Source organism: Flavobacterium mekongense (genome assembly GCF_047038255.1).
Classification (GTDB): Bacteria; Bacteroidota; Bacteroidia; order Flavobacteriales; family Flavobacteriaceae; genus Flavobacterium; species Flavobacterium mekongense.
This window is the reverse complement of record NZ_CP174374.1, coordinates 1,333,101-1,356,742: the sequence shown is the minus strand read 5'-3', so window position 1 is coordinate 1,356,742 and position 23,642 is coordinate 1,333,101. Positions and strand designations below refer to the sequence as shown.

Genomic DNA, 23,642 nt, shown 5'->3' with positions numbered 1-23,642 from the left:
ACTGCGCTTTTTTATTTCAACTAAATTGGAAGTAATTATTTCTTCTTGTTTTGAAGCTTTTTTTGTTCTTCAGCTTGTTCCATCATTTCTCTCATCTTTCTTTGAAACTTGCTTTCGGTTTTAGGCTTAGCTTTGTTTTCTTGAATTTGGGCGTGAATTTTATCGCTGTCGATAAAGTACTTCTTGATAACCAACATGATCCCGATAGTAATTAAGTTGGAAATGAAGTTATACAAACTCAATCCTGAACCATAGTTATTAAAGAACAACAACATCATTACAGGGGATAAATAAATCATTATTTTCATAATCTTACCCATATCAGGCATACCATCTTGTGGTGGTTGTGCCATGGCTTGATCCCCGGAAGTCATTTTCATGTAGAAGAAAATGGCGATAGAAGCCAATATAGGGAACAAGCTAATGTGGTCTCCATATACCGGGATGCGGAAAGGCAATTTTACGATTTCATCAAAAGAGGATAAATCTTCAGCCCACAAAAACCCTTTTTGTCTCAATTCTATAGCCGAAGGGAAGAATTGGAAGGATGCATACATAAACGGAATCTGAATCAAAGCCGGAATACAACCAGCCATAGGATTAACACCGGCTTTGCTGTATAATTTCATAGTTTCTTGCTGCTTTTTCATCGGATCTTTGCTAAACTTCTCTCCTATTTCCATAATCTCAGGACGCAATACTTTCATCTTGGCTTGCGACAAGAACGACTTGAAAGTAATAGGCGACATGGCAATTTTAATTAGAATAGTAAAGATGATGATAGCAATTCCCAATCCCATAAAAGAGCTCAAAAAGCCAAACAAGGGCACAAAAATAAATTTGTTAATCCAACCGAAAATCCCCCAACCTAATGGAATAATCTCATCCAGATTCCTATCATAATTATTCAGCAAAGTATAATCTGCCGGTCCGTAGTACCAATTCATTTTATAATCCAACTCACCATTGTTGAAAGCTAAAGCAGAAGTGGTTTTGAATTCTTTGGTAAAAATGGTGTCTTTTTCTTCATCTTGCACTAAATCATGCGACTTCAAACTTGCCTTTTCAAAAGGTGTTTTGGTTAAAAGTATTGAAGTAAAGAAATGTTGCTTGTAGGCGATGTAAGTTACTTTATCAGGAGTTTCTTCTTTATCTCTTCCTTGGCCTACATAATCATCTTTTCCGTCTTCGTATTCGAATACAATTTCAGCATAACGATTTTCGTATGAGATACTTTTTTCGTTGCGATACGTTTTCATATCCCATTGAAAATCGACCGGTTTAGATGTATTCAATACGGTGTTTAAACCTTGGGTACGGACGTCAAAATCTAACATATAGTCTTTTGGCTTCAGTACATATTTGTATTCTAAGAAAGCGTTATCGTTGGCTTTCAACTTCATCGACAAGACTTGATTGCCGTCGACAGTAGTTAGTGTTGGCTCAAAGAATAAATCTTTGGTATTGAGCACTCTGTTGTCTTTGGTTTGCAACTGCAAGTTGAAATAAGCATTGTTATTCTTAATCAACTCTACCAGCTCTTTCGAATTTTTATCAAACTTCTTAAAGCTTTTCAACGTAGCCTCTGCGATGTAACCTCCTTTATTGGCTACTTTTAAAACCACAAATTCATTTTCCAGAGTTGTAAATGCTTCTTTAGCAGAAGGCAAAGTGGCTGAATAAGCAAAACTACCTAATTTACCTTGCAACTTCTGAATTTTAACCGAATCACCCACAGTAGTATCGGTGATGGTTTGTGCTACATCTTTAGTAGCTTCTTTTTTAGCTTTGTCTTGTATTGCTTTTTCTGTTTTGGCTTTGGCTTGTTCCTTAACTTCGTCTTGACGGTTATTGTACATAATCCAAAGGATAATGATAAAGATTAAGGCAAAACCGATAATCGAATTAAAATCAAATTTCTTTTGTTCCATTTTTTAATTATTAGTGTAGCAAAGCAAAAAGACAACTTATTTACTTGCTATTTTTTATGATTTACCATTGCGGCCACAAAGCTAACAAAAATTGGGTGTGGATTGGCAACTGTACTCTTATATTCCGGATGGTATTGAACTCCTATAAAAAAAGGATGGTTTTTTAATTCAACAACTTCCACCAAACCGGTATCAGGATTTACCCCTGAAGTACATAATCCGGCAGCTTCCAATTGTTTTCTGTATTCATTATTGTATTCGTAACGATGACGATGACGCTCTTGAATTTGACTTTTTCCATAAATCTTATGCGCCAAACTACCTTCAAGTAAATCGCATTTCCAGGCTCCTAAACGCATAGTTCCGCCTTTATCTGTAATGTTTTTCTGTTCTTCCATCAACGCGATAACCGGATGTTGGGTTTCGTCATTCATTTCAGTAGAATTGGCATCTTTTAATCCCAAAACGGTTCGAGCATACTCGATAACGGCCATTTGCATTCCCAAACAAATTCCAAAAAATGGGATGTTATTTTCTCTGGCATAGCGAACAGTTTCAATCTTACCTTCAATCCCTCTGCCACCAAATCCGGGCGCTACCAAAATTCCGTCTAAACCTTGTAACTGATTTGCAGCATTGGTTTCATCCAAATATTCCGAGTGAATACTGATAACATTTACTTTCGTTTGGTTGGCGGCTCCGGCATGGATGAAAGCTTCTAAAATGGATTTATAGGAATCTTGTAACTCTACGTATTTTCCAACCAAGCCTACATTAACAGTTTGCTTCGGATGTTTCAATCGGTGTAAAAAGGTATTCCAGTTTTTCAAATCCGGAGCAGCTTTTTTCGGCAAGTTTAATTTCTTTAAAGCTACGATGTCCAATCCTTCCTCCAACATTAAATTCGGTACTTCATAAATCGTAGAAGCATCTATAGATTGGATTACGGCTTCGCGTTTAACATTACAGAATAACGCTAGTTTTTGTCGCAATTCATCAGACAATTCGTGTTCGGTTCTGCACACCAAAATATCCGCTTGAATTCCGCTTTCCATTAAGGTTTTAACAGAGTGCTGCGTTGGCTTTGTTTTCAATTCGCCTGCAGCAGCCAAGTATGGAATTAAAGTCAAATGCACCACTATACTGTTACTTTCTCCCAATTCCCAAACCAATTGACGCACTGATTCTATGTAAGGCAAAGATTCAATATCTCCGACTGTACCACCAATTTCTGTAATTACAATATCGTAGTCACCCGATTTACCAAGCAACTGCATACGATCCTTGATTTCATTGGTAATATGTGGCACAACCTGAACCGTTTTTCCTAAAAACTCTCCTCTTCTCTCCTTTTCAATTACCGAAAGATAAACCCTGCCGGTGGTTACGTTGTTGGCTTGAGAAGTCGGCACATTTAAAAATCGCTCATAATGTCCTAAGTCTAAATCCGTTTCAGCACCGTCATCGGTTACAAAACATTCGCCGTGTTCGTAGGGATTTAAAGTTCCGGGGTCAACATTAATATAAGGGTCAAATTTTTGGATAGTAGTTCGGTATCCTCTGGCCTGCAGTAGTTTGGCCAAAGAAGCTGCGATGATTCCTTTTCCCAAAGAAGAAGTCACACCGCCGGTAACAAAAATGTACTTGGTTTGATTCATTGTAAAGTTGTATGTTGTGTTGTTGTTGTCTTAAAAAACGAGGCAAAAATACAATTATAATTCGATTGTTAGATTGTTAGCTCGTTAGATTTTTAGAAAAAAGAGCCTCCGATAAGTTAGCCGTCTAACATTCTAGTAATCGTTCTTAGGATACTGCTTTTTGATGTTGCGCACCAATATTTCCAAACCATTTAGTTTAAGCTCGTAAACCAACTGCAATTGATCGCCTAAAGTACCTTTGGGAAACCCTTTTTGGGAATACCAAACTACATAATGTTCCGGCAAGTCAATAAGATAATAGCCTTCGTATTTACCGAAAGGCATTTTGGTATGGGCGAGTTTGATGAGGAGTTTTTGTTGGTCGTTCAAAATCACTTCCAATTAAACACGATTTCTCGTTTAATATCGGGATGTAAACTGTAGTGAACCGGACAAGTCAAAGCCGTTCTTTCTAAAATAGTTTTGGTCTTCTCGTCGGCTTCTATACTCATATTGAAAGTCACATGAATTTCCGAGATTCTCCTTGGTTCAGCCGCCATAACTTTAGTTACTTCAGCTGTAGAACCTGAAAAATCTATGTCCATTTCTCGGGCTTTGATTCCCATAACTGTAAACATACAACTCGCCAAGCCATTGGCTACTGTATCAGTTGGTGAAAAGGCTTCCCCTTTACCGTTGTTATCGATAGGCGCATCAGAAATGATTTCACTACCGGATTGTAAATGAATGGAAGAGGTTCTTAATTCTCCCAAATAAGTAACTTTTGAAGTAGGCATTATGAGGCTTCTTTGATGGATAAATCTGCGTCGTAGTACAAAATGTAAATTCCGGAGTTAGAATATCCATAAGTACTGTTCGCGTTATAATTGAATTTACTTTCTATTTGCTCCGAATCATCGGTCTGAATGGTTTCTTCAAAAGATTTGTCCTGAGACAAACGCAGTAAAGTATCAAAAGTCACATCGAATCCTCGAATGGCAAAAGCGTTAGGAATAATCTTGTTGAGTTTTTTGTATTTGGCATCAAACTGATTGGCTTCCACGCTTTCGTTAGGTCGGGTTAAAGAAGGATACAACAATTTTAACTTGGTCAATCGGGTCAATGAAATCTCTTCAAAATCGAGCGTTTCATTAGGTTCCATGATAACCAATTGTACTTGATATTCTTTTTGAACAGCCAACATGGCATTGGTGGCAGCCAAAATCATTCCGGTACTTTCAGAAGCCAAAACAACATAGTTCATTTTGTCTTTTTTCAAACAAACTTTTAAACTATCGGCCGAAAAAGTACTCTTTGTTGTTAACCCTATAATTCTTGTGCCAGCTTGATTTTCCTGCAAATATTGCTTCACACTTCCTTTTTTAGGATCTACCACTGCCATAATATTTCCCCCTTTGGCATTCATATACTCAAAAATCGCACTACGCATTTGCTCTAACGACGGCATCGATTGGTAAAGGTTACTGAACTTCTTTCCTGACTCTTTAGATAAAGGAGAAATTACCGGTGTTTTGGTTGGCTCCAGAATTTCGGCTAATTTTTCTACATTGGCTTGGTAAAATGGGCCGATTACAGCATCCATCGTATTTAATTTTTGGTCTGCTGCCAAAGTAGCAACATTTGAAGTGTTTTTAGTTTCTTGAGAATCTAAAATTTTGATATCCACATTCATCCCCAATACTCTGGCAGAATCGATGGCCATTAAAGCGCCTGAGTAAAAATCCAAGGTCATGTTGAGAAACTTGTCTTTCTTCAACCGCGCTTGGGTAGAATTTACCGTATCGCTTTCAATTTTGCTGATATTAAAGGGTAAAAGTAATGCGAGTTGTTTTCTCGCATTAGTATTCATATTCTTCAGTAAATTGCCTTGCTCTTTTTTGATGGGTTCTTTGCGCTGTCCTTTGGGAACTCGTAGAATCATACCCAACTTAACCCCTTTTTTCAACTCGGGATTCAAGGCTATTAATTCTTGCTCGGTCATTCCGTAATCATTGGCGATGCTGGAGATGGTTTCTTTAGGACGCACCACGTATTCTTCCAAGTATTTTTTTGTACTAACAGCCGGTGATTTTGGAACTTCCTCTTTCACTTTATTGGTTTCAACAACCGGTTTAGCTTCCGGATTTCCGGAAACAACCAATTTCAACCCAACCGGAAACTCATTTACAATGGCCGGATTCAAACGCTCCAATTCTTGTATGGTCATACCGTATTTTTTTGAAATACCGTATTTGGTTTCTTTGGGTTCGATGATATGGTAAGTCGTATTGCCTTTTGCTATCTCAGTTTTAGGTTCTGATTTCGCTACAGCTTTTGGTGTTTCTTTGACAACTTCTTTTGCAGGCGCAGCAACAACAGTTGTTGGAACATTACCACTGGAAGAAGGAATTTTAATGGTTTGGCCGATTTTTAAACCATCTTTTAACAACTCGGCATTAGCCGATTTTATAGCCTCTACAGTAACTCCATATTGTCTGGACAAACTGAACAAAGTTTCTTTTGGCTGCACCAAATGAGTGGTTGGATTTCCCGTTGCTTTTGGCGAAGTTTGTTTGGGTTCTGCTGAAAAAGTCGATTCGGCTACTGTAGGCGGGATTAACAATACACTATTGAGTTCAATCCCTTTTTGAGAATCGGGATTGAGTTTATAAATATCGTAAGGTGTAACCTTATATTTTTGAGCAATCATCGTAATTGTTTCCCCTTGAGCTACAGTATGTTTTACATATTTATCCTGCTTGGCCGACGTATTGAACGTGACACTCAGTACAAACAGCATTGAGAAAATAATTCGGTTTTTCATAAACAGTTACTTTATTTAACGTTAAAGTTAACAAATCTTTTCAAATGCCATCGGAATTGCGGCTTTTTTCGTCAACTTTTTTTAGTTTGCAAAAACTATTCCCATTCAATAGTGGCCGGTGGTTTTGAGCTGATATCGTACACCACTCGGTTCACTCCTTTTACTTTATTGATAATTTCATTAGAGACTTTCATCAGGAATTCGTATGGCAAATGTACCCAATCGGCGGTCATTCCATCTGTAGATTCTACGGCTCTCAACGCTACTACTTTTTCGTAAGTACGCTCATCACCCATTACACCCACACTATTGACCGGTAACAAGATAGCTCCGGCTTGCCAAACCTTATCATACAAACCGTGCTCTTTTAAACCGTTGATAAAAACAGCATCCACTTCTTGCAAAATTCTGACTTTCTCCGGCGTAATCGCCCCTAAAATGCGAATAGACAAGCCCGGTCCCGGGAAAGGATGTCTGCCTAAAAGTTCGGCATCAATTCCTAATGTTTTGCCTACGCGACGTACTTCATCTTTAAATAACATGCGCAATGGTTCAACGATTTGTAGTTTCATATAATCGGGCAAACCGCCTACATTGTGATGCGATTTAATGGTTGCACTTGGTCCTTTTACCGAAACCGATTCGATGACATCCGGGTAAATTGTGCCTTGCGCCAACCATTTTACGTCTTCAATGCGATGGGCTTCATCGTCAAACACTTCAATAAATACACGACCAATGGCTTTGCGTTTGGCTTCCGGGTCTTCCACTTCGGCTAAAGCTTCCATAAATCTATCAGTAGCGTCTACGCCTTTTACGTTCAAGCCCATATCTTTGTATTGGTGCAAAACGTTTTCGAATTCGTTTTTGCGCAACAAGCCGTTATTCACAAAAATACAGTACAAGTTTTTACCGATAGCTTTGTTCAATAAAACGGCTGCTACGGTAGAATCTACACCGCCTGAAAGTCCAAGCACTACTTTGTCGTTTTGCAATTTGTCTTGCAATTCTTTGACGCAATCTTCTACAAAAGCGTTTGGCGTAAAGTTTTGCGGTACTTCCGCTATTTTGACTAAGAAATTTTCTAAGAGTTGTTTTCCATCGGTAGAATGGTATACTTCGGGATGGAATTGAATCGCATAGGTTTTTTCCCCTTCAATGCGATAGGCTGCATTGGCTACATCTTTGGTACTGGCCAATAAAACACCGTTAGTTGGCAATTGTTTGATGGTGTCGCTGTGACTCATCCAAACCTGACTGTTTAAAGCGATTTCGTCAAAAAACGCTTCATCATCTTTGATGAAAGAGAGATTGGCACGACCATACTCGCGTATGTTACTCGGCGCCACTTCGCCACCGTTGAAATGCGCCAAATACTGCGCTCCGTAGCACACGGCTAACAAAGGCATTTTGCCTCGGATTTGAGATAAATCAGGATGAGGAGCATCTTCAGCTCTCACAGAATAAGGGCTACCCGAAAGGATAACTGCTTTGTAGGTCGATAAATCATCCGGAAAATGATTGTAAGGAAAAATTTCGCAGAATATGTTTAATTCGCGAACGCGGCGTGCAATAAGTTGTGTGTATTGCGAACCGAAATCTAAAATAAGTACGTTGTGTTGCATGTGCAAAAGTAGTACTCTCAGTTGAAAATAAAAAATCGAAAACCTACATTTAGCCAAATAAAAAAGCATCCCTATGAGAGATGCTTTTTTGAAATATCGTAAATATTATTACTTCTGTTTAAACGCTTTTACACCCGGAAAATAAGCCGTGTTGGCTAATTCTTCCTCAATGCGCAACAATTGGTTGTATTTCGCCATACGGTCGGAACGCGATGCCGAACCGGTTTTGATTTGACCACAGTTTAATGCTACCGCTAAATCGGCTATCGTATTGTCTTCGGTTTCTCCGGAACGGTGAGACATTACGGAAGTATAACCCGCATTGTGCGCCATATTAACGGCAGCGATAGTTTCTGTTAAAGTACCGATTTGGTTTACTTTTACTAAGATAGAATTCGCAATGCCTTTTTCGATTCCGGTTGACAAACGTTGTACGTTGGTTACAAATAAATCGTCTCCAACCAACTGTACTTTGTCGCCGATTAATTCAGTTAAGTATTTCCAACCGTCCCAGTCGTCTTCGTACATTCCGTCTTCGATGGAAATAATTGGATAATTTGCCGCCAAGGAAGCCAAATATTCAGCTTGTTCTTTTGAGGTTCTTACTTTTCCGGTAGCGCCTTCGAATTTAGTATAGTCGTATTTACCATCTACATAAAATTCAGATGCCGCACAGTCTAAAGCAATCATTACTTCATCTCCGAATTTATAACCCGCATTTTCAACCGCTTTTTTAATCGTATCCAAAGCGTCCTCAGTACCACCGGCTAAGTTTGGCGCAAAACCACCTTCATCACCCACGGCTGTCGACAAATCTCTATCGTGTAACACTTTTTTCAAGTTATGAAAAATCTCTGTTCCCATTTGCATGGCATGGGTAAAGTTTTGGGCTTTTACCGGCATAATCATAAACTCTTGGAACGCGATGGGCGCATCAGAGTGTGAGCCACCGTTGATGATATTCATCATCGGTACTGGTAAAGTATTGGCAGAAACACCACCAACGTAACGGTACAAAGGCAAACCTAATTCGTTAGCGGCCGCTTTCGCAACGGCTAAAGAAACCCCTAAAATAGCATTAGCCCCTAAGTTAGATTTATTGGCTGTTCCGTCTAAATCAATCATCAATTGGTCGATGTGGTTTTGTTCGAAAACCGAAACGCCCATCAATTCCGGAGCGATTTTAGTATTGACATTCTCCACTGCTTTCAAAACACCTTTACCCATATAGGCTTTTCCGCCGTCTCTCAACTCCACCGCTTCGTGTTCTCCGGTAGAAGCACCACTGGGAACAGCAGCACGACCTAAAACGCCGTTTTCGGTTACTACATCTACTTCAATAGTCGGATTTCCTCTGGAGTCCAAGATTTGTCTTGCGTGTACTTTAATTATAATACTCATTTTTATAATATTAAATATTTGATATTAGATTTTAGCTATATCACAAATATATTCCATCTTTTTTTAAGAATTTGACAATTGAGCCGAATGTTATTAACGCAAACGATTTAGTATTGTCACTTTTGTCAGACTGAACCAATCGAAGTCTTGGAGCGAGTGATTCGGGCTTTTTTGTTGTCCATATTCCCGCTGTCCGAGTTACGCGGTAACTCTTCCCATCGGGGCTAGTGAGGCAACCTTAAACCGTTTGTAAGCTTTTGGCTTTTTCGATATTGGCTACAAACTGATCAAACAAATATTCGGCATCGTGTGGTCCCGGACTGGCTTCCGGATGGTATTGCACCGAAAAGCACGATTTCGATTTCATACGCATCCCGGCAACCGTATTGTCGTTGATGTGATAATGCGTAATTTCTAAATCGGGATGTTTTTCTAATTCTTCACGGTTTACGGCGAAGCCATGGTTTTGCGAAGTGATTTCCCCTTTACCCGTTAGGATATTCATTACCGGGTGATTGATACCACGGTGACCGTTGAACATTTTGTAGGTCGACACTCCGTTAGCCAAGCCAATAATTTGGTGACCGAGACAAATTCCGAATACCGGCTTGTCGGACGCAATCATTTGTTTAGCCGTTTCAATTACTTCAGTTAACGGCTCCGGATCACCGGGTCCGTTGGACAAGAAATAACCGTCGGGATTAAACGCTTTTAAATCTTCGAAAGGCGTGTTGTATGGAAATACTTTGATGTAGCAATCGCGTTTGGCCAGGTTTCTCAAGATGTTTCTTTTGATGCCTAAGTCTAAAGCGGCAATTTTATAGGTAGCGATTTCGTCACCGAAAAAGTACGGTTCGGTTACCGATACTTTGGAGGCTAACTCTAAACCTTTCATATCCGGTACTTGAGCCAATAAGGTTTTTAATTCTTCTATCGGAGTACCATCGGTGCAGATAACGGCATTTTGCGCGCCGTTGTCTCGAATGTAACTCACTAAAGCGCGCGTATCTACATCGGAAATACAGATAAGATTTTGCTTTTCGAAATAGTCGTATAAGTTGCTTTCCGAGTCGGGGCGCGAATGGGTAAAACTGAAATTTTTACACACCAAGCCTGAAATCATGATTTTGTCGGCTTCGACTTCGTTAGCGTTGACACCGTAGTTTCCGATGTGCGGATTGGTGGCGACCATGATTTGCCCGAAATAAGACGGATCAGTGAAGATTTCCTGGTAACCGGTCATTCCGGTGTTGAAACAAACTTCTCCGAAGGTTTTCCCTGAGATGCCTATGGATTTACCGTAAAAAATAGTACCGTCGGCTAATAGCAGCAAAGCTTGTGGTCTTGTAGTGTACTTCATTGTTGTGTTGTGTGTGTTAGTTGTTGCCCTTCGACAAGCTCAGGGTGACAGTTTTAGTTAGTTATTGGCAAAATTACTTTATTGTGTTGTGATTTTAAAACGGAATTATTAAAGTTTATAAACATTCCTTTAGATTCCTTTTAGCCCCGATTGAAGCAGCTACCGCGTAGCGCGAAAAGCGGGAAAATGGTATGCTGGTAAATCCCGAGCCATTCGCTTCTAAACCTCCGCAATAGTAAGAACAGTGCAAAAAAAAAGGATAAACAAAACTGTTTATCCTTTATATTTAAGAGTGGGCAACCATTAGGCTTGCTCTTCTTTAGATTCTTCGTCAGCCGGAGCTTCAGGAGTTTCGTCTGCCGGAGTTTCTTCTACTTCTGCTACTGCAGGAGTTTCCTCAACAACCGGAGTTTCTACTACTTCTGCAGCCGGAGTTTCCTCCACTACATCTTCTACAACCGGTGCAGGAGCTTCTGCTTTTGGTGCAGCAGCTACAGGAGCTTTCTCAGTTGAAGTCGATTTTTTAGCACGACGTGTTCTACCTTTTTTCTCCTCTTTTTTACCTCCGTTGTATAGTTCGTTGAAGTCTACCAACTCGATCATTGCCATATCAGCGTTATCTCCCAAACGGTTACCTAACTTGATGATACGAGTGTATCCTCCCGGACGGTCACCAACTTTAGCAGCTACTTCTCTGAACAATTCAGTTACTGCATATTTGTTTCTGATGTAAGCGAAAACGATACGTCTGTTGTGCGTAGTATCTTCTTTTGATTTGGTTACTAATGGCTCAACAAATTGTTTAAGCGCTTTGGCTTTAGCAACAGTGGTAATGATGCGCTTGTGCTCGATAAGAGAACAAGCCATATTAGCCAACATAGATTTTCTGTGTCCTGACTGTCTGCTTAAGTGATTTACTTTTTTTCCGTGTCTCATGACGTACTTTTTTTAACCTTCATCTTGCTACGATCCGCTTTGGAGAGCAAAATATGAAGTAATTTATTCTTTATCTAATTTGTATTTGCTTAGGTCCATTCCGAAAGTAAGATTTTTGTTGGCTACCAACTCATCTAACTCGGTTAGTGATTTTTTACCAAAATTACGGAACTTCATCAAGTCGTTTTTATTGAAAGATACAAGATCTCCTAAGGTGTCAACTTCGGCTGCTTTCAAACAGTTCAAGGCTCTTACAGACAAGTCCATATCAACCAATTTGGTTTTCAATAATTGTCTCATGTGTAATGATTCTTCGTCGTAAGATTCTGTTTGAGCAATTTCATCAGCTTCCAATGTGATTCTCTCATCGGAGAACAACATAAAGTGGTGAATTAAAACTTTAGCAGCTTCTGTTAGGGCATCTTTAGGATTGATTGAACCATCGGTTTTGATTTCAAAAACCAATTTTTCATAATCTGTTTTTTGCTCCACACGGAAGTTTTCAATGGCGTATTTCACATTTTTTACCGGAGTAAAAATAGAATCGATGAAAATAGTACCGATAGCTGCATTTTGTTTTTTGTTCTCCTCAGCAGGAACATAACCACGACCTTTCTCGATAGTTAGCTCCATATTAAGATTTACTTTGCTGTCAAGGTTACAAATTACCAATTCCGGGTTTAGTACTTGGAATCCTGAGATGAACTTTTGGAAGTCACCTGCAGTAATTTGGTCTTTTCCGGAGATGGAGATAGAAACCGTTTCATTATCAACCTCTTCAATTTGACGTTTGAAACGTACTTGTTTAAGGTTTAAGATAATTTCGGTTACATCTTCTACCACTCCTGAAATAGTAGAGAACTCATGCTCAACGCCTTCGATACGAACCGAAGTGATGGCATATCCCTCTAAAGCAGAAAGTAAAACTCTTCTAAGGGCATTACCTACGGTCAATCCGTATCCCGGTTCTAAAGGTCTGAATTCAAATTTACCTTCAAAATCGGTAGAATCGATCATGATAACTTTATCGGGCTTCTGAAAATTAAATATTGCCATAATTTAGACTAATGTCAATTATTATTTGTTGTACAACTCTACGATTAATTGTTCTTTGATATTTTCTGGAATTTGAAGTCTTTGAGGAACAGAAACAAAAGTTCCTTCTTTAGTATCGTTATTCCATGTAATCCACTCATATACGTGAGAAGAGCTGGCTAATGAACGCTCGATAGCTTCAACAGATTTAGATTTTTCACGAACAGCAACTTTATCACCGGCTTTTAAGTGGTAAGACGGGATGTTTACTACTTCACCGTTTACAGTGATGTGACGGTGAGAAACGATTTGACGAGCCGCTCTTCTTGAAGGTGCGATTCCCATTCTGTACACTACGTTATCTAAACGAGCTTCACACAATTGTAAAAGAATCTCACCGGTTACTCCTTTAGAGGCAGCCGCTTTTTCAAATAAGTTTCTGAATTGTTTTTCCAAAATACCATAAGTGTATTTTGCTTTTTGTTTCTCCATCAACTGAACAGCGTATTCCGATTTTTTACCTCGTTTTTTTGCCATTCCGTGTTGTCCCGGAGGGTAATTTCTTTTTTCGAAGGCTTTGTCTTCTCCGAAAATTGCTTCGCCAAACTTACGGGCGATTCTTGTACTTGGACCAGTATATCTTGCCATTTTAAATTGTTTTAAGACAGAGGTTATGAATTCAGGTCGAATCCTTCGATAACCTTTCTTCTGCCTTGATTATACTATAATTATACTCTTCGTCTTTTAGGAGGACGACATCCGTTGTGCGGCATTGGAGTAACATCAATGATTTCAGTTACTTCAATTCCTGAGTTATGAATAGATCTGATAGCAGACTCACGTCCGTTACCCGGTCCTTTTACATATACTTTTACTTTTTTAAGACCAGCTTCTAAAGCAACTTTTCCACAATCTTCTGCAGCCATTTGAGCAGCATACGGAGTATTCTTTTTAGAACCTCTGAAGCCCATTTTACCGGCTGAAGACCAAGAAATAACTTCACCTTTTTTGTTAGTTAACGAAATGATGATGTTATTAAAGGTTGCATTAATATGAGCCTCACCCGTTGATTCAACGATAACTTTACGTTTTTTTGCAGTCGTTTTAGCCATACTATTTATTATTTAGTTGCTTTTTTCTTGTTAGCAACAGTTTTTCTTTTACCTTTTCTTGTTCTAGAGTTGTTCTTAGTTCTTTGTCCTCTTAAAGGAAGACCAGATCTGTGACGGATTCCTCTGTAACATCCGATATCCATCAAACGTTTGATGTGCAATGACACTTCTGAACGAAGCTCACCTTCAATTTTGTAGTATGAAACGGCATCACGGATTGCTCCGATTTCGTCGTCATTCCACTCTTGAACTTTTTTATCTTGGCTAACTTGAGCTTTCTCTAAAATCTCAATAGCTCTACTTTTACCGATTCCGAAGATGTAGGTTAAAGCGATAACTCCTCTTTTGTTTTTTGGGATGTCTACCCCTGCTATTCTTGCCATAACTTATCCTTGTCTTTGTTTAAATCTAGGATTCTTTTTATTAATCACGTACAATCTGCCTTTGCGACGCACGATAATGCACTCGGCACTTCTTTTTTTAACTGATGCTCTTACTTTCATATTAGTTAGCTTTAGTATCTATAAGTAATTCTTGCTTTGGATAAATCGTAAGGGCTCATTTCCAATTTCACTTTGTCACCTGGTAACAATTTGATGTAATGCATACGCATTTTTCCGGAGATATGAGCAATTACAACGTGTCCGTTTTCTAATTCTACACGAAACATCGCATTTGATAATGCTTCAATGATGGTTCCGTCTTGTTCTATTGCTGATTGTTTTGCCATAAAAATTAAGCTACTGCTTTTCTATTTTTACCACTTTTCATCAATCCGTCATAGTGTTTATTCAATAAATAAGAATTTATTTGCTGAATAGTATCAATAGCAACTCCCACCATAATAATTAGTGAAGTACCACCATAGAACATTGCCCAAGATTGTTGCACATCAAGACTAACAACAATAGCTGGGAACACAGCGATTAATGCTAAAAATAATGAACCAGGGAATGTTATAAGAGACATGATTTTGTCTAAGAAATCTGCTGTTTCAACACCAGGCTTAACACCCGGAATAAAACCACCGCTTCTTTTTAAATCATCTGCCATTTTATTGGTTGGAACTGTAATTGCTGTGTAGAAGAAGGTGAAAATCAAAATCAACAAAGCAAATACAAAGTTGTACCAAAAACCAAACATATTACTGAATGTACCGGCAATAGACTGAGAGGTTTCAGAGTTTGAAAGACCTGCTAAAGCAGCCGGAATAAACATAATAGCTTGTGCGAAAATGATTGGCATAACTCCGGCAGAATTCAATTTCAATGGAATCCATTGTCTGTTTCCGCCCATCATATCTTGTTCGAAATCACCGGTTGTAGTACGACGAGCGTATTGTACCGGAATCTTTCTAACAGCCATTACTAATAAAACACAAGCGATGATTACTAACAACCATACTACAATTTCGAAAACCAAAACCATTGGTCCACCATTATTGTTGGTTACCTTGGATGTGAATTCTTGAATTAGCGCCTGTGGTAATCTGGCTAAGATACCTACCATAATTAAAAGGGAAATACCGTTACCGATACCTTTATCAGTAATTTTCTCTCCTAACCACATGGCGAAAATAGTACCAGTAGTTAAAATTAATACTGAAGAGAAAAGAAATTGGAATGAATCAATTGGTAAAAGGAACGCTTGCCCGGGAAGGGTTGAGTGTAGGTTGTATAAATAACCCGGTCCTTGAACTAATGTAATGGCTATAGTTAACCATCTGGTGATTTGATTCAATTTCTTTCTACCGCTTTCACCATCTTTTTGCAATTTTTGCAAGTAAGGAATAGCGATACCCATTAATTGAACAACAATTGAAGCTGAAATGTAAGGCATGATACCCAAAGCAAAAACTGATGCTTTAGAGAAAGCTCCTCCGGTAAACATATCCAATATTGATCCAATACCGTTTTCTGTTTGACCGGCTAGCTTATCCAATTGAGTTGCATCAATGCCCGGCAAAGTTACATGCGCACCAAATCGATAAACCAATAACAAACCGAGTGTAAACACGATTCTATTTCTTAGTTCTTCTATTTTCCAAACATTATTTAATGATTCAAAAAATTTCTTCATTGTGATATCAATTATAAGGTTACAGCTTCACCACCGGCAGCTTCGATAGCCGCTTTTGCAGTAGCAGTAAACTTGTGAGCAGTTACTTTTAATTTTGCTTTTAATTCTCCTCTGCCTAAAATCTTAACTACTTCTGTTTTAGTAGCCAAACGGTTTTCAATTAATACTGCAAAATCTACAGTATCAGTAACAATTCCGTTATCTACTAAAGCTTGAAGTGTATCTAGATTTACTCCTTGATATTCTACTCTGTTAATGTTCTTGAAACCAAACTTAGGCACACGTCTTTGAAGTGGCATTTGACCTCCTTCAAAACCAATCTTTTTAGAGTAACCTGAACGAGATTTAGCTCCTTTGTGACCACGTGCAGCAGTACCACCTTTTCCGGAACCTTCTCCTCTACCTACTCTTTTATTTTGGTTGTGCGTTGAACCTTCAGCCGGTTGTAAGTTACTTAAATTCATAACTATGATGATTTATTATTTAACTTCCTCAACGGAAACTAAGTGTTTAACTTTATTTATCATTCCAAGGATAGCCGGATTTGAATCATGCTCCACAACTTGTCCCATTCTACGAAGACCTAAAGCTTCCAATCCTCTCTTTTGGGTAAGAGGACAGTTGATTTTGCTTCTAACTTGTTTTACTAATAATTTAGCCATAATTTCCTTGAATTAACCTTTAAAAACTTTCTCTAAAGAAATACCTCTTTGTTTTGCAACAGTTACAGCACTTCTCATTTGCAATAAAGCATCAAAAGTTGCTTTAACTACGTTGTGAGGGTTTGATGAACCTTGAGACTTCGACAATACGTCGTGCACCCCAACTGACTCTAATACCGCACGTACAGCACCACCGGCAATAACTCCGGTACCGTGAGACGCAGGCATTAAGTAAACAGCAGCTCCACCAAATTTTCCTTTTTGTTCGTGAGGTACAGATTGACCACTCAACGGAATTCTAACTAAGTTTTTCTTTGCATCTTCTACTGCTTTAGCAATAGCTTCAGAAACGTCTTTAGATTTTCCTAATCCGTGACCAACAACACCATTCTCATCACCTACAACCACGATAGCAGAAAACCCGAAAGCTCTACCTCCTTTGGTTACTTTGGTAACACGATTTACACTTACCAAACGATCTTTTAATTCAAGACCGCTAGGTTTTACTAATTCTACATTTTTGTATTTAGACATAATATATTAGAATTTAAGTCCAGCGGCTCTTGCGCCTTCAGCTAATGATTTAATACGACCGTGGTATAAATAACCTCCTCTGTCGAAAGTTACTTCAGTGATACCGGCTTTTAACGCTTTTTCTGCAGCTAATTTTCCAACAGCAGCAGCAATTTCAACGTTAGTACCTTTTAGATCAACTCCTTTATCTTTTGATGAAGCAGCTAATAAAGTAACTCCATTCACATCATCAATGAGTTGCGCATAGATTTCTTTATTACTTCTGAACACAGATAATCTTGGTTTAGCAGCAGTACCGCTAACAATCTTTCTGATTCTGAATTTAATTCTTTGTCTTCTTTCAGTTTTTGTTAATGACATAATGCTAATTTTTACGCTGATTTACCTGCTTTTCTTCTTAATACTTCACCAACAAACTTAACTCCTTTTCCTTTGTAAGGTTCAGGCTTACGGAAACCTCTGATTTTAGCAGAAATTAATCCTAAAAGTTGCTTGTCGTGAGAGGTTAACTTAACGATTGGGTTTTTACCTTTCTCAGAGATGGTTTCCAATTTTACTTCCGGAGCCACTTCTAATACGATATTGTGTGAAAAACCTAAAGCTAAGTCTAATTTTTGACCTTGGTTAGAAGCTCTGTATCCAACTCCAACCAATTCTAATTCTTTTGTAAAACCTTCAGATACACCTACAATCATGTTGTTGATTAAGGCTCTGTATAATCCGTGTTTTGCTCTGTATTCTTTACTATCAGAAGATCTTTCAACGATTACTTGACCTTCTTCAACTTTTACTGTTACACCTGAGTACTCTTGTGAAAGTTGACCTAATTTTCCTTTTACAGTAACTGTAGTAGCGTTTACATCAACAGTTACACCGGCAGGAATCGAAATTGGATTTTTACCTATTCTTGACATTGTTTAACTGTTTTTTAGTATACGTAACAAATTACTTCTCCACCAACATTTAATTGCTTAGCTTGTTTCCCGGTCATCAAACCTTTTGAAGTTGAAACAATAGCAATTCCTAATCCGTTAAGGATTCTAGGTAGTTTTGCAGCGCCTGCATATTTACGTAAACCTGGTTTACTAATTCTTTGGATATCTTTGATAACCGGCTCCTTAGTATCTTTATCATACTTCAAAGCGATTTTGATGGTACCTTGTACAGTACTGTCATCAAACTTGTAGCTTAAGATATATCCTTGATCGAATAAAATCTTTGTGATTTCTTTTTTCAAATTAGAAGCCGGAATTTCAACCACTTTGTGATTAGCCATCACTGCATTTCTAACTCTCGTAAGATAATCTGCAATTGGATCTGTATACATATTTATTAAAATTCGGCAACGGTTTTCAAAAGGAACTATTCCCTTGAACCTGAAGCCATTAAACTCAATTTTTAAAGCAGATAATTGCACGTTACCGGCAAAAATCCGGCAAATGTACAATTATCTGCTGAAATTCCAACTATTACCAGCTGGCTTTTTTTACTCCCGGGATCAAACCTTGGTTTGCCATTTCACGGAAAGTAACACGTGAAATACCAAATTGTCTCATATATCCTCTTGGTCTACCTGTTAATTTGCAACGATTGTGCATACGAACCGGTGAAGCATTTTTTGGTAATTTTTGTAAGCCTTCATAATCTCCGGCTTCTAATAAAGCCTTTCTTTTTTCAGCATACTTTGCTACCGTATTAGCTCTTTTAACCTCACGGGCTTTCATTGATTCTTTAGCCATGTCTTAATTCTTTTTAAAAGGTAAACCTAATTCAGCCAATAATGACTTTGCTTCTTTATCTGTTTTAGCAGAAGTTACGAAAGTAATATCCAATCCGGAGATCTTGTTTACTTTGTCGATATCAATTTCAGGGAAAATGATTTGCTCAGTTACCCCTAAGTTGTAGTTACCTCTTCCGTCAAAACCTGTAGCTTTGATACCGTTAAAATCTCTTACACGTGGTAAAGAAGATGTAATCAATCTGTCTAAGAACTCATACATTCTTTCTCCTCTAAGGGTTACTTTAGCTCCGATTGGCATGCCTTTTCTCAATTTGAAAGACGCAACATCTTTTTTGGAAATGGTAGCTACTGCTTTTTGACCGGTAACTTTAGTTAACTCTTCTACTGCATAATCCACTAATTTCTTATCAGATACTGCAGCACCAACGCCACGGCTTAAAACGATTTTCTCCAATTTTGGAACTTGCATAACGTTTTTATAACCGAATTCTTCTTTAAGGGCAGCAATTACTCTGTCCTTATATTCTTGTTTAAGTCTAGGTGTATAAGCCATAACTATAATACTTGATTAGATTTTTTTGAAAATCTCACTTTCTTATCTCCTTCTGTTTTGATTCCAACTTTGGTTGCAGTCTTTGATTTTGGATCAATTAAAGCAATGTTTGAAATATGGATAGGAGCTTCTTTTTTCACAATGCCTCCTTGAGGGTTTTTAGCACTTGGCTTAGTGTGTTTAGACACCATATTTACACCTTCAACGATGGCTTTGTTTTTTTCACGGTCAACGCGTAAAACTTTACCTTCAGCCCCTTTGTGGTCACCGGCGATAACTTTTACTACATCTCCTGATTTTATTTTTAGCTTTATCATCTTACTAACGAATTAAAGCACTTCTGGTGCTAATGATACAATTTTCATGAATTGTTTTTCACGAAGTTCTCTTGCAACCGGACCAAAAACACGAGTTCCTCTCATTTCGCCTGCAGCATTCAAAAGAACACATGCATTATCGTCGAAACGAATGTAAGAACCATCAGCTCTTCTCACTTCTTTTTTGGTACGTACAACAACTGCAGTAGAAACAGCACCTTTTTTTACGTTTCCGTTTGGTGTTGCATCTTTAATTGACACTACAATTTTATCTCCAACAGAGGCATAACGACGTTTCGTTCCTCCTAAAACACGGATAGTCAAAACTTCTTTGGCTCCTGTGTTATCTGCTACTTTTAATCTTGATTCCTGTTGTACCATAATTACTTCGCTCTTTCAATGATTTCAACTAATCTCCAACATTTGGTTTTTGATAAAGGTCTGGTTTCCATGATCTTTACAGTATCACCGATGTTACAGTCGTTTTTTTCGTCGTGTGCATGAAACTTTTTAGTTTTTAACACGAACTTACCATATAATGGGTGTTTTACTTTAGTTACTTGTTCTACAACAATGGATTTGTCCATCTTGTTAGAGGTAACCACACCTATTCTTTCTTTTCTTAAATTTCTTTTTTCCATCTTTTCAGCTAGCATACAATTATTGTAACTCTCTTTTAGTTAGCTCAGTTGCTACTCTAGCAACAGCTCTTCTGGCGCTTCTGATTTGAAGCGGATTGGCGATTGGAGAAATAGCATGTGTAGATTTTAAATCCATGTAAGCTTTTCTCAACTCAGTAAGTTTCACTTGCAACTCAGCTGCAGACAGATTGATAATTTCTGATTGTTTCATAATATTTTTTGGATTATGCTTCGAAATCTCTAGCAACTACAAACTTAGTTTTTACTGGAAGTTTTTGAGCTGCTAAACGCAAAGCTTCTTTAGCAACTGATAGTGGAACACCACCTACTTCAAACATGATTTTTCCCGGTTTTACTACAGCTGCCCAATATTCAACAGCTCCTTTTCCTTTACCCATACGAACCTCAAGAGGTTTTTTGGTAATTGGTTTATCCGGGAAAATTTTAATCCATAATTGTCCTTCTCTTTTCATAAAACGAGTTGCAGCGATACGCGCAGCTTCGATTTGACGTGAAGTTAAGAACATTCCGGTTTCATGTACTGATTTAATTCCAAACATTCCATTAGAAAGCTCGTGTCCTCTTTGAGAAACGCCTTTCATTCTACCCTTCTGTACCTTACGGTATTTTGTTCTTTTAGGCTGTAACATTTTTCTTTAGTTTAAAAATTACTTTCTTTTACGAGCTCCTGGTTTTCCGTTTGATTTTCCACCACGTGGAGCATCACCTTTTCCGCCACCTTGTCCGGCTTGTTTTTTGTCCATGCCAACTAATGGAGAAAGATCTCTTTTTCCGTAAACCTCACCTTTCATGATCCATACTTTGATACCCATTCTACCGTAAGTAGTGTGAGCTTCACCCAAAGCGTAATCAATATCGGCTCTGAAAGTTGATAGAGGAATTCTACCTTCTTTGAATTGCTCAGAACGTGCCATTTCAGCTCCGTTCAAACGACCTGAAATCAAAACTTTGATTCCTTCTGCATTCATACGCATTGCTGCAGCGATAGCCATTTTAATAGCTCTTCTGTATGAAATACGGCTCTCAATTTGACGAGCGATACTTGTTGCAACTAAATAAGCATCTAACTCTGGTCTTTTGATTTCAAAGATGTTGATTTGAACCTCTTTGTCAGTAACTTTCTTAAGTTCTTCTTTTAACTTGTCTACCTCTTGACCGCCTTTACCAATGATGATACCTGGACGAGCCGTAGTGATAGTAACGGTTACAAGTTTCAAAGTTCTCTCGATAATTACTTTTGACACACTAGCTTTTGATAAACGAGCGTGGATATACTTTCTGATTTTATAATCTTCGGCGATTTTATCACCGTAATCATTTCCACCATACCAGTTTGAATCCCATCCTCTGATGATACCAAGGCGATTTCCAATTGGATTTGTCTTTTGTCCCATACTGTTTATTAATTACTTTGTGTGTTATCTAATTGTCCTAACACGATTGTTACGTGGTTAGAACGTTTTCTAATTCTGTGTGCTCTTCCTTGTGGAGCCGGACGAAGTCTTTTCAACATCATACCGCCGTCTACACGGATTTCTTTAACAAATAAGCCTGCTTCCGCAACATTACCTTCAGCGTTTTTCTGTTCCCAGTTGTTGATGGCTGATAATAATAGTTTTTCTAATTTGCGTGAAGCTTCTTTCGAGCTAAATCTTAAAATATTTAAAGCTCTTTCCACTTTCTGACCTCTTACCAAGTCTGCTACTAAGCGCATTTTTCTAGGTGAAGTAGGGCAGTTATTCAATTTAGCAAAAGCCAAAGACTTATTAGCCTCTTTTCTTGCATCTGCTGTTTCTCTTTTACGAACTCCCATTTCTTCTTATTTTTTACCTTTATTTTTAGCTCCAGCATGACCTCTAAAAGATCTTGTTGGTGAAAATTCTCCTAATTTATGTCCTACCATGTTCTCAGTTACATAAACCGGAACAAATTGACGACCATTGTGAACTGCGATAGTTTGTCCTACGAAATCGGGAGTAATCATTGAAGCTCTAGACCAAGTCTTAACCACTCCTTTATTACCACCGGCAATATTTTCCTGAACTTTTTTATCTAATTTATAGTGAACAAATGGTCCTTTTTTTAATGAACGTGCCATGTCTATCTAATTATTTCTTTCTGCGTTCTACAATATACTTGTTGCTCGGGTTAACTTTAGAACGAGTTCTGTAACCTTTAGCCGGTAAACCTTTTCTAGAACGTGGGTGACCTCCAGATGAACGTCCTTCACCACCACCCATTGGGTGATCAACAGGGTTCATTGCTACAGCTCTTGTTCTTGGTCTTCTACCTAACCATCTGCTTCTACCTGCCTTACCAGATACAATTAATTGGTGATCTGAGTTAGAAACAGCTCCAATAGTTGCTGAACAAGTCAACAAGATTAATCTTGTTTCACCTGAAGGCATTTTAATAGTAGCATATTTTCCGTCTCTCGCCATTAATTGAGCAAATGTACCTGCAGAACGAGCGATAACCGCTCCTTGTCCAGGGCGTAATTCAATACAAGAAATAACAGTTCCCAAAGGAATTTTGCTCAATGGCAAAGTATTTCCGATTTCAGGAGCTGCCTCTTCACCAGACACAACTGTTTGTCCAACTTGCAATCCGTTTTGAGCAACAACATATGTTTTCTCTCCGTCTGCATACCACAATAATGCGATAAAAGCCGTTCTGTTTGGATCGTACTCGATTGATTTCACTGTAGCAGGAATGCCTACTTTAGTTCTTTTGAAATCGATAATACGATACCTTTGTTTGTGACCACCGCCTGTATAACGCATGGTCATTTTTCCTTGACTATTTCTACCTCCTGAGTTTTTTATCGGTGCTAACAATGAGCGCTCCGGCTTATCAGTTGTAATGGCGTCAAAACCATTCACAACTCTAAAACGCTGACCCGGGGTAATAGGTTTTAATTTTCTAACTGACATTTTCTATTAGATATTATTATAAAAATCTATTGTTTCTCCTTCTTTTACTTGAACAACTGCTTTTTTGTAAGCATTTGTTTTTCCGCTGATCAAACCGCTTTTTGTGTATTTCACAGTTCTGTCAGCTCTATAGTTCATTGTGTTCACATCAACAACAGTAATTCCATAAGCAGCTTCTACAGCTTTCTTAATTTGAACTTTGTTGGCTTTTTTGTCAACAACAAAACCAAAACGATTAAAAACCTCACCTTCTTTGGTGATTTTTTCAGTGATGATAGGTTTAATAATGATACTCATGGC

General features: G+C 38.3%; 33 protein-coding genes and 1 pseudogene. All 34 read right to left on the bottom strand.

The features are described 5' to 3' along the window. Positions 1-35: 35 nt before the first annotated feature. The 34 genes and pseudogenes from yidC to rplW all read right to left on the bottom strand — a co-directional run bounded on the left by yidC (position 36) and on the right by rplW (position 23,639). Positions 36-1,931 carry a membrane protein insertase YidC gene (gene yidC, locus ACJG85_RS05765; RefSeq protein ID WP_412477126.1) on the bottom strand — a complete coding sequence of 632 codons (1,896 nt, stop codon included), beginning with the start codon at positions 1,929-1,931 and terminating at the stop codon, positions 36-38. 47 nt (positions 1,932-1,978) lie between these two features. Next, the gene (locus tag ACJG85_RS05760; RefSeq protein WP_412477125.1) at positions 1,979-3,589 is read right to left on the bottom strand and encodes a CTP synthase; all 1,611 of its coding nucleotides are present in this window, start codon (positions 3,587-3,589) and stop codon (positions 1,979-1,981) included. Between the two features lie 132 nt (positions 3,590-3,721). After that, the gene (locus ACJG85_RS05755) at positions 3,722-3,958 is read right to left on the bottom strand and encodes a DUF3820 family protein (protein WP_412477124.1); all 237 of its coding nucleotides are present in this window, start codon (positions 3,956-3,958) and stop codon (positions 3,722-3,724) included. 2 nt (positions 3,959-3,960) lie between these two features. Continuing rightward, entirely contained in the window at positions 3,961-4,365 is a 405-nt protein-coding gene (locus tag ACJG85_RS05750) for an OsmC family protein (RefSeq protein ID WP_409676955.1), read from the bottom strand. Then, positions 4,365-6,392, bottom strand: coding sequence for a LysM peptidoglycan-binding domain-containing protein (locus ACJG85_RS05745; RefSeq protein WP_412477123.1), 2,028 nt, complete (start codon positions 6,390-6,392; stop codon positions 4,365-4,367). Before ACJG85_RS05745 ends, ACJG85_RS05750 begins: the two co-directional genes overlap by 1 nt. Positions 6,393-6,487: 95 nt before the next feature. Continuing rightward, entirely contained in the window at positions 6,488-8,017 is a 1,530-nt protein-coding gene (gene guaA, locus ACJG85_RS05740) for a glutamine-hydrolyzing GMP synthase (protein ID WP_409676951.1), read from the bottom strand. Between the two features lie 108 nt (positions 8,018-8,125). Beyond that, entirely contained in the window at positions 8,126-9,418 is a 1,293-nt protein-coding gene (eno, locus tag ACJG85_RS05735) for a phosphopyruvate hydratase (protein WP_412465111.1), read from the bottom strand. 238 nt (positions 9,419-9,656) lie between these two features. Further along, positions 9,657-10,778 carry a glutamine-hydrolyzing carbamoyl-phosphate synthase small subunit gene (gene carA / locus ACJG85_RS05730; protein WP_412465110.1) on the bottom strand — a complete coding sequence of 374 codons (1,122 nt, stop codon included), beginning with the start codon at positions 10,776-10,778 and terminating at the stop codon, positions 9,657-9,659. A 471-nt stretch (positions 10,779-11,249) separates the two neighbouring features. Beyond that, positions 11,250-11,714, bottom strand: a pseudogene (rplQ, locus tag ACJG85_RS05725) (50S ribosomal protein L17); the annotation flags it as partial. Between the two features lie 63 nt (positions 11,715-11,777). Further along, on the bottom strand, positions 11,778-12,770 hold the full coding sequence (locus tag ACJG85_RS05720; RefSeq protein WP_295338700.1) for a DNA-directed RNA polymerase subunit alpha: 993 nt from the start codon (positions 12,768-12,770) through the stop codon (positions 11,778-11,780). A 21-nt stretch (positions 12,771-12,791) separates the two neighbouring features. Beyond that, a complete protein-coding gene (gene rpsD / locus ACJG85_RS05715; RefSeq protein ID WP_412477122.1) occupies positions 12,792-13,397 on the bottom strand; it encodes a 30S ribosomal protein S4 in 606 nt (201 codons plus the stop codon). A gap of 80 nt (positions 13,398-13,477) precedes the next feature. Then, complete coding sequence (gene rpsK / locus ACJG85_RS05710) at positions 13,478-13,861, bottom strand: 30S ribosomal protein S11 (RefSeq protein WP_133533891.1); 384 nt, start codon at positions 13,859-13,861, stop codon at positions 13,478-13,480. Between the two features lie 8 nt (positions 13,862-13,869). After that, complete coding sequence (gene rpsM, locus ACJG85_RS05705) at positions 13,870-14,244, bottom strand: 30S ribosomal protein S13 (protein ID WP_290877559.1); 375 nt, start codon at positions 14,242-14,244, stop codon at positions 13,870-13,872. Positions 14,245-14,247: 3 nt separating this feature from the next. Next, positions 14,248-14,364 carry a type B 50S ribosomal protein L36 gene (gene ykgO / locus ACJG85_RS05700; protein ID WP_002987490.1) on the bottom strand — a complete coding sequence of 39 codons (117 nt, stop codon included), beginning with the start codon at positions 14,362-14,364 and terminating at the stop codon, positions 14,248-14,250. Between the two features lie 11 nt (positions 14,365-14,375). Beyond that, entirely contained in the window at positions 14,376-14,591 is a 216-nt protein-coding gene (gene infA, locus ACJG85_RS05695) for a translation initiation factor IF-1 (RefSeq protein ID WP_026725626.1), read from the bottom strand. Positions 14,592-14,596: 5 nt separating this feature from the next. After that, complete coding sequence (secY, locus tag ACJG85_RS05690; protein ID WP_409676941.1) at positions 14,597-15,940, bottom strand: preprotein translocase subunit SecY; 1,344 nt, start codon at positions 15,938-15,940, stop codon at positions 14,597-14,599. Between the two features lie 11 nt (positions 15,941-15,951). Then, positions 15,952-16,404 (bottom strand): 50S ribosomal protein L15, encoded by a 453-nt coding sequence (rplO, locus tag ACJG85_RS05685; RefSeq protein ID WP_409676939.1) that lies wholly within the window; start codon positions 16,402-16,404, stop codon positions 15,952-15,954. 15 nt (positions 16,405-16,419) lie between these two features. Next, a complete protein-coding gene (rpmD, locus tag ACJG85_RS05680; RefSeq protein WP_131476282.1) occupies positions 16,420-16,602 on the bottom strand; it encodes a 50S ribosomal protein L30 in 183 nt (60 codons plus the stop codon). A 12-nt stretch (positions 16,603-16,614) separates the two neighbouring features. Further along, complete coding sequence (gene rpsE, locus ACJG85_RS05675; protein WP_171222711.1) at positions 16,615-17,139, bottom strand: 30S ribosomal protein S5; 525 nt, start codon at positions 17,137-17,139, stop codon at positions 16,615-16,617. 3 nt (positions 17,140-17,142) lie between these two features. After that, positions 17,143-17,496 (bottom strand): 50S ribosomal protein L18, encoded by a 354-nt coding sequence (gene rplR / locus ACJG85_RS05670; protein ID WP_290877988.1) that lies wholly within the window; start codon positions 17,494-17,496, stop codon positions 17,143-17,145. A gap of 11 nt (positions 17,497-17,507) precedes the next feature. Continuing rightward, a complete protein-coding gene (gene rplF / locus ACJG85_RS05665; RefSeq protein WP_412465109.1) occupies positions 17,508-18,050 on the bottom strand; it encodes a 50S ribosomal protein L6 in 543 nt (180 codons plus the stop codon). 14 nt (positions 18,051-18,064) lie between these two features. Further along, on the bottom strand, positions 18,065-18,463 hold the full coding sequence (rpsH, locus tag ACJG85_RS05660) for a 30S ribosomal protein S8 (protein ID WP_131476286.1): 399 nt from the start codon (positions 18,461-18,463) through the stop codon (positions 18,065-18,067). 142 nt (positions 18,464-18,605) lie between these two features. Further along, positions 18,606-18,875: a 30S ribosomal protein S14 gene (gene rpsN / locus ACJG85_RS05655; RefSeq protein WP_131476287.1), complete on the bottom strand. Its 270-nt coding sequence runs from the start codon at positions 18,873-18,875 to the stop codon at positions 18,606-18,608. Positions 18,876-18,878: 3 nt separating this feature from the next. After that, positions 18,879-19,430: a 50S ribosomal protein L5 gene (gene rplE / locus ACJG85_RS05650; RefSeq protein ID WP_283239745.1), complete on the bottom strand. Its 552-nt coding sequence runs from the start codon at positions 19,428-19,430 to the stop codon at positions 18,879-18,881. Positions 19,431-19,432: 2 nt separating this feature from the next. After that, positions 19,433-19,747 carry a 50S ribosomal protein L24 gene (rplX, locus tag ACJG85_RS05645; protein ID WP_409676933.1) on the bottom strand — a complete coding sequence of 105 codons (315 nt, stop codon included), beginning with the start codon at positions 19,745-19,747 and terminating at the stop codon, positions 19,433-19,435. Between the two features lie 12 nt (positions 19,748-19,759). Then, positions 19,760-20,128, bottom strand: a complete 369-nt coding sequence (gene rplN, locus ACJG85_RS05640) for a 50S ribosomal protein L14 (RefSeq protein ID WP_007803649.1) — start codon at positions 20,126-20,128, stop codon at positions 19,760-19,762. 2 nt (positions 20,129-20,130) lie between these two features. Then, on the bottom strand, positions 20,131-20,388 hold the full coding sequence (gene rpsQ, locus ACJG85_RS05635; protein WP_409677294.1) for a 30S ribosomal protein S17: 258 nt from the start codon (positions 20,386-20,388) through the stop codon (positions 20,131-20,133). Between the two features lie 19 nt (positions 20,389-20,407). Further along, on the bottom strand, positions 20,408-20,599 hold the full coding sequence (gene rpmC / locus ACJG85_RS05630) for a 50S ribosomal protein L29 (protein ID WP_133533881.1): 192 nt from the start codon (positions 20,597-20,599) through the stop codon (positions 20,408-20,410). A 13-nt stretch (positions 20,600-20,612) separates the two neighbouring features. After that, entirely contained in the window at positions 20,613-21,038 is a 426-nt protein-coding gene (gene rplP / locus ACJG85_RS05625; protein WP_131476292.1) for a 50S ribosomal protein L16, read from the bottom strand. A gap of 18 nt (positions 21,039-21,056) precedes the next feature. Next, the gene (gene rpsC, locus ACJG85_RS05620) at positions 21,057-21,803 is read right to left on the bottom strand and encodes a 30S ribosomal protein S3 (RefSeq protein WP_409676930.1); all 747 of its coding nucleotides are present in this window, start codon (positions 21,801-21,803) and stop codon (positions 21,057-21,059) included. A gap of 8 nt (positions 21,804-21,811) precedes the next feature. Beyond that, the gene (gene rplV, locus ACJG85_RS05615; RefSeq protein WP_409676928.1) at positions 21,812-22,222 is read right to left on the bottom strand and encodes a 50S ribosomal protein L22; all 411 of its coding nucleotides are present in this window, start codon (positions 22,220-22,222) and stop codon (positions 21,812-21,814) included. A 6-nt stretch (positions 22,223-22,228) separates the two neighbouring features. Then, on the bottom strand, positions 22,229-22,507 hold the full coding sequence (rpsS, locus tag ACJG85_RS05610) for a 30S ribosomal protein S19 (RefSeq protein WP_007136562.1): 279 nt from the start codon (positions 22,505-22,507) through the stop codon (positions 22,229-22,231). A 10-nt stretch (positions 22,508-22,517) separates the two neighbouring features. After that, a complete protein-coding gene (gene rplB / locus ACJG85_RS05605; protein ID WP_409676926.1) occupies positions 22,518-23,342 on the bottom strand; it encodes a 50S ribosomal protein L2 in 825 nt (274 codons plus the stop codon). Between the two features lie 6 nt (positions 23,343-23,348). Next, positions 23,349-23,639: a 50S ribosomal protein L23 gene (gene rplW / locus ACJG85_RS05600; protein ID WP_295338646.1), complete on the bottom strand. Its 291-nt coding sequence runs from the start codon at positions 23,637-23,639 to the stop codon at positions 23,349-23,351. Between the last annotated feature and the right edge of the window lie 3 nt (positions 23,640-23,642).